Raw genomic sequence first — 4,594 nt, 5'->3', positions numbered from 1 at the left:
GCGGCCGTCGTACAGCAGATGCGGCGCCCAGTCGGCCAGGCCGCGCGGCGCCGGGGCGCCGAGGATCTGCAGGTCGTAGGCGATGCGCACGTCCTGCGGCAGGGGCTGCGTCAGCGCCAGGTCGATCAGGTGCAGCACGGCGTGGCGGCCCAGCGGCAGCTGCCGGCAATGCTCGTCGAGGGCGTGCCACTGCTCGGCCTCGCCCTCGGGTTGCAGGCACAGCTGCAGCCTCAGCGGTCGGCTGGCCACCAGCCACAGCACCAGGCGGCCGGGTTCCAGGCGGCGCAGCAGCGGGCCGGCGAGTATCTCGGGGAGGGTGGAGGCGGCGGTGGACGGCATCGGACGGCAGACTCGGTCAAGTGGACAGGTTATCGACAGTGGCACAGCGCCAGCGGTTCAGCCGGCGACCCGGCGCAGGCGTTCGAGGTCGAGCACTTCGATCTCGCCGTAGCTCAGGCGCACGATGCCCTGGGCCTCCAGCTCCTTGAGAATCTGGTTGGTGGTCTGCCGGGACACCGCCAGCATCAGCGCCAGCTGTTCCTGGGCCAGGTGCAGCACCCGCCGCGGCTCGCCCTCGCCGTAGTTCTCGGCGATCAGCAGCAGGCGCCGGGCCAGGCGAGGCGCGGCCGGAAGCAGGCTCATCTCCTCCAGGGCGATAAACGCCAGGCGCAGCTTCTGGCTCATCAGCAGGGCGAAGTCGCGCCAGTAGCGCGGCTGCGCCTCGAGCAGGGCGAGCAGCTCGGCCTGGGGCAGCAGCAGCAGGCTGCTGGCGCTTTCGGCGAAGGCGTCGTGGGTGCGTGGCAGGCCGTCGAACAGGGAGATCTCGCCGAACCAGTAGGGCGGCTCGACCAGGGTCAGCAGCGCCTCCTTGCCGCTCTCGCTGACCGCGCCGATACGCATCGCCCCCTCGACCACCGCATACAGCCCGCTGGGCTTGTCGCCGCGGCGGAACAGGCGCTGGCCGGGTTGCAGCTGCAGCACCTGGGCCATGTCCAGCAGCGCGCCCTGCAGCTCGCCGGGCAGGCCGGCGAACCAGTGGCCCTGCTGCAGGCGAGCGAGGAAGGGGTGGGGGTCGTGCATCGAGGCTCCTTGGGCTTTGTCGCCTAGCTGACAGAGTGGCGGACGAGCGGGGCGCGATGATGCCAGGGCCTGTCGTGAAAAAGGACCGCAACCACATGAAAACCCTAGTCGATCACCTGGCCCAATATGCGGCCTATCACCGTGACCGGCGCAATATCGCCAGTCATTTCATCGGTATTCCCATGATAGTGCTGGCGGTGGCGGTGCTGCTGTCGCGCCCCGGCTTCGAGCTGCTCGGCCTGTGGCTGGCGCCGGCGACGCTGCTGGCACTGGCCTCGGCCCTGTTCTACCTGCGTCTGGACACCCGCTTCGGCCTGCTCATGGCCCTGCTGCTGGGGCTCTGCCTGTGGGCCGGCGCGGCCCTGGCGGCGGCTTCCACCGCGCTGTGGCTGAGCGCGGGCATCGGCCTGTTCGTGGTCGGCTGGGTCATCCAGTTCGTCGGTCATTACTACGAGGGGCGCAAGCCGGCCTTCATCGACGATGTCACGGGGCTGGTGATCGGCCCGCTGTTCGTCGCCGCCGAGGCGGCCTTCCTGCTCGGCCTGCGCAAGGAGGTGGAGCGGGCGGTGGTGGACATCGCCGGGCCGACCTGCATCCGCGAGAAGAAGTCGCTGGCCTGATCTCAGGCTGCGCCGTGCGTACCCCCTAGGCGGTGCGCACGGCGCAGCCTACGGCTCTAGAACATCGCCATCCACTGCGCGGTCAGCGAGCGCGCGTGGCGATCCACGGTGATCGGCGCGAAGGGCCGGCCGGAGACGCTTTCCAGGGCATTGCTCTGGCTGTTCATGTCGGCCAGGGCGGCGCGCAGGTAACTCCAGCGGGTCTGCAGCTTGCTCAGCTGCGGGTTGGCCTTCTTGTCCAGGGCCCCCAGCTCGGCATCGATGGCCGGCAGCAGCAGGCGTTCGTCCTGGCCCAGGTAGGTATCCGGCTGCTCGCGGGCGATCTCGAAGGTGCCCAGGTAGGCACGGCTGAGGTACTGCACGCCGAGGTACTCGACCTTGGCCGCCAGCTCGCTCTGCCCCTCGCCGCCCGGCAGGGCGCGGGCGGCGCTGAGGAAATCGCGCAGGGCGCGGCTGAGGTCTTCCGGGAAACGCCAGGGCACGTTCTCCTCGCCGGGGCCATAGGAAACACCGGCGCGCAGTTGGGTAACAAGGGTCTGGTGGGCGTTGGAGAGTTCGGCGCTGCCCTGCGGCAGGCTCTGCATGGCCCCGGCCAGAGCGGCCAGGTCGGCTTCCAGGCGTTGCTGATGAACCTTCTGGAAGCCTTCGCCGCGTAACAGCATGAGGCTGCTGGTAGCACGGCTGGCATGCACCTGAATCTGTTCCTGGGGGCTGACCGCTTCGGCGAAGGCCAGTGGCGAGAGCCCGGCGAAGAGCCCGAGCGTCCAGAGAAAAACGTGGCGCAACAATGCTTTACAGCGCATCCGGGGTGCTCCTTGTTATTGTTGTGAGCGGGCGGCGTCAAAGGCGCAGCGTCAAGACTACTGCGTCGCAGGCCGCGAAGCATGACCCGAAAGTGTGATTTCGTCGGAAAAAGGCCGGCGGCGCGGCAGAGCGACCGTTGCAGAGGCCCGTGCGCCGGTGGCCGCTACGGCCGCCCGGCCAGTTCGCGCAGGTAGGCCGAGGTGAAGGCGTCGGCGGGGAAGAAGGTTTCCAGCGCCAGCTCGGCCAGGGTCACGTCGTTGGGCGTGCCGAACACCGTGATGGTGCTGATCAGGCTCAGCACGCCGCGTTCGCTGTGCAGCTGCAGGGGCACCAGTACGGCGTCGCTCGGCGGCGCGGCGACTTCCGCCGGCGCGGGGTAGCCGCGCAGCTCTTCGAGCAGGGCAAACAGGCTGTCGTCGCCGCTGATTTCGGCATCGCGCTGCAGGCGCATCAGCAGGTGCGCGCGCCACAGCGCCAGGTTGGCGATGCGCGGCGCCAGGCCCTCGGGGTGCAGCGACAGGCGCATCACGTTGAGCGGCGGGCCGAGCAGAAACGCCGGCATGCCGGCGAGGAAGGCGCCCACGGCGGCATTGGCCGCCAGCAGATTCCACTGCCGGTCGATGGCCAGCGCCGGGTAGGGTTCGTGGGCCTTGAGCAACTGCTCGATGGCCTGGCGCGCCGGCGCCAGCGCCGGGTCGGCCAGGTCGTGCTGGCTGTACAGCGGCGCGTAGCCGGCGGCGCCGAGCAGGCGGTTGCGTTCGCGCAGGGGAATCTCCAGCTGCTCGGCCAGGTGCAGCAGCATGTCGCGGCTGGGCTGGGCGCGGCCGGTTTCGACGAAGCTCAGGTGGCGGGTGGAAATCTCCGCCTCGCAGGCGAGGTCGAGCTGGCTGAGGCGGCGCCGCTGGCGCCATTGGCGCAGCAGGGCGCCGGCGGTCTGGGAATCGTTCATGGTCAGCACGATAGTCCAGCGGCGTCATGCCGGCCATTACCTGGCAGGTAATCGACGCCCGGCACGATCCGGCGAAATCTGTGCGCCAGGCACCGCTCCGGTGCCGCCTTCTGGAGGATTCGCCATGAACGCACTGCAACCTTCTCCGCTGCTGCGCAATGCCCTGCTGGTCGACGGCCTGCTTAGCGGCGTCACCGGCCTGCTGCTGGTCCTGGCCGCCGGCTGGCTGGGCGCCTTTCTCGAACTGCCGCGCATGCTCCTGCTGGTCGCCGGCAGCGCGCTGCTGCCGTTCGCCGCCATGCTGGTATGGCTGGCCAACCGCGCCGAACTGAGCCGCCCGGCGGTGTGGGCGGTGCTCGCGGTCAATGTCGTCTGGGTGATCGACAGCCTGCTGTTGCTGGTGATCGGCTGGGTCTCGCCGAACCTGTTCGGCTACGCCTTCGTCGTCGCCCAGGCGGTGGCGGTGGCGCTGCTCGCCGAGCTGCAGTGGTATGGGCTGAAGTATTCGCGGGCGGCGACGCTCTGAGAGCCCGGCGGCCACCGCGAAGCCCAGGCTGCGCGGTGGCCGCCCGGCCTTAGGCCGTCGGCTGCCCGGCCTTGGGCTTGAAGTACAGCGTCTCGCCGCGGCTCAGGCCGGCCAGGCTGAGGTGGTCCTTGGCCACTTCCGCTTCGATCGGCTCCGCTTGGCCGGCGACCTTGAGGGTCACCCGGGTGATCGCGCCGAGCGGGCGGATGTCGCGTACCTCGCCGGCCTGGTGGCCTTCCTCGGCCTGGCGCGAGAGGTGGATCTCGTGCGGGCGGAACAGCACATGATGGTCGCCGTCGCCGACATAGAGGCGGTTGGCGTCGCCGAGGAAGTGGTAGACGAAGTCGCTGGCCGGGTGCTCGTAGACCTCGGCCGGCGAGCCGATCTGTTCGATCACGCCCTTGTTCATCACCACGATGCGGTCGGCCACTTCCATGGCTTCTTCCTGGTCGTGGGTGACGAACACGCTGGTCAGGTGCACGTCCTCGTGCAGGCGCGCCAGCCAGCGACGCAGCTCCTTGCGCACCTTGGCGTCGAGGGCGCCGAACGGCTCGTCGAGCAGCAGCACGCGCGGCTCCACCGCCAGGGCGCGGGCCAGGGCGATGCGCTGGCGCT

At 69.7% G+C, this 4,594-nt stretch carries 6 protein-coding genes and 1 pseudogene; 2 read left to right on the top strand and 5 right to left on the bottom strand.

The window, feature by feature from the left end; genetic code table 11:
* Together N878_RS13220 and N878_RS13215 are read right to left on the bottom strand one after the other, a co-directional pair.
* Positions 1-339 (bottom strand): annotated as a pseudogene (locus N878_RS13220) (alkaline phosphatase family protein); the annotation flags it as partial.
* Between the two features lie 57 nt (positions 340-396).
* Positions 397-1,080, bottom strand: a complete 684-nt coding sequence (locus tag N878_RS13215) for a Crp/Fnr family transcriptional regulator (RefSeq protein ID WP_021444129.1) — start codon at positions 1,078-1,080, stop codon at positions 397-399.
* Between the two features lie 95 nt (positions 1,081-1,175).
* Between N878_RS13215 and N878_RS13210 the strand changes: the two genes are divergently transcribed.
* Positions 1,176-1,700 (top strand): DUF962 domain-containing protein, encoded by a 525-nt coding sequence (locus N878_RS13210; protein WP_021444128.1) that lies wholly within the window; start codon positions 1,176-1,178, stop codon positions 1,698-1,700.
* A gap of 56 nt (positions 1,701-1,756) precedes the next feature.
* Here the strand turns inward: N878_RS13210 and N878_RS13205 are convergent, their stop codons facing one another.
* Both N878_RS13205 and N878_RS13200 read right to left on the bottom strand, forming a co-directional pair.
* Complete coding sequence (locus N878_RS13205; RefSeq protein WP_031303142.1) at positions 1,757-2,503, bottom strand: hypothetical protein; 747 nt, start codon at positions 2,501-2,503, stop codon at positions 1,757-1,759.
* A gap of 164 nt (positions 2,504-2,667) precedes the next feature.
* Positions 2,668-3,453 carry a helix-turn-helix domain-containing protein gene (locus N878_RS13200; protein ID WP_021444126.1) on the bottom strand — a complete coding sequence of 262 codons (786 nt, stop codon included), beginning with the start codon at positions 3,451-3,453 and terminating at the stop codon, positions 2,668-2,670.
* A 124-nt stretch (positions 3,454-3,577) separates the two neighbouring features.
* Between N878_RS13200 and N878_RS13195 the strand changes: the two genes are divergently transcribed.
* The gene (locus N878_RS13195; RefSeq protein WP_021444125.1) at positions 3,578-3,979 is read left to right on the top strand and encodes a hypothetical protein; all 402 of its coding nucleotides are present in this window, start codon (positions 3,578-3,580) and stop codon (positions 3,977-3,979) included.
* Positions 3,980-4,028: 49 nt separating this feature from the next.
* Here N878_RS13195 and N878_RS13190 read toward each other — a convergent pair.
* The coding region (locus N878_RS13190) for a sulfate/molybdate ABC transporter ATP-binding protein (protein ID WP_021444124.1) at positions 4,029-4,594 on the bottom strand (566 nt) is incomplete at its 5' end.

It is taken from the genome of Pseudomonas sp. EGD-AK9 (assembly GCF_000465935.2).
Classification (GTDB): domain Bacteria; phylum Pseudomonadota; class Gammaproteobacteria; order Pseudomonadales; family Pseudomonadaceae; genus Aquipseudomonas.
The sequence above is the reverse complement of the archived record's forward strand: the minus strand, read 5'-3'. Positions and strand labels throughout refer to the sequence as shown.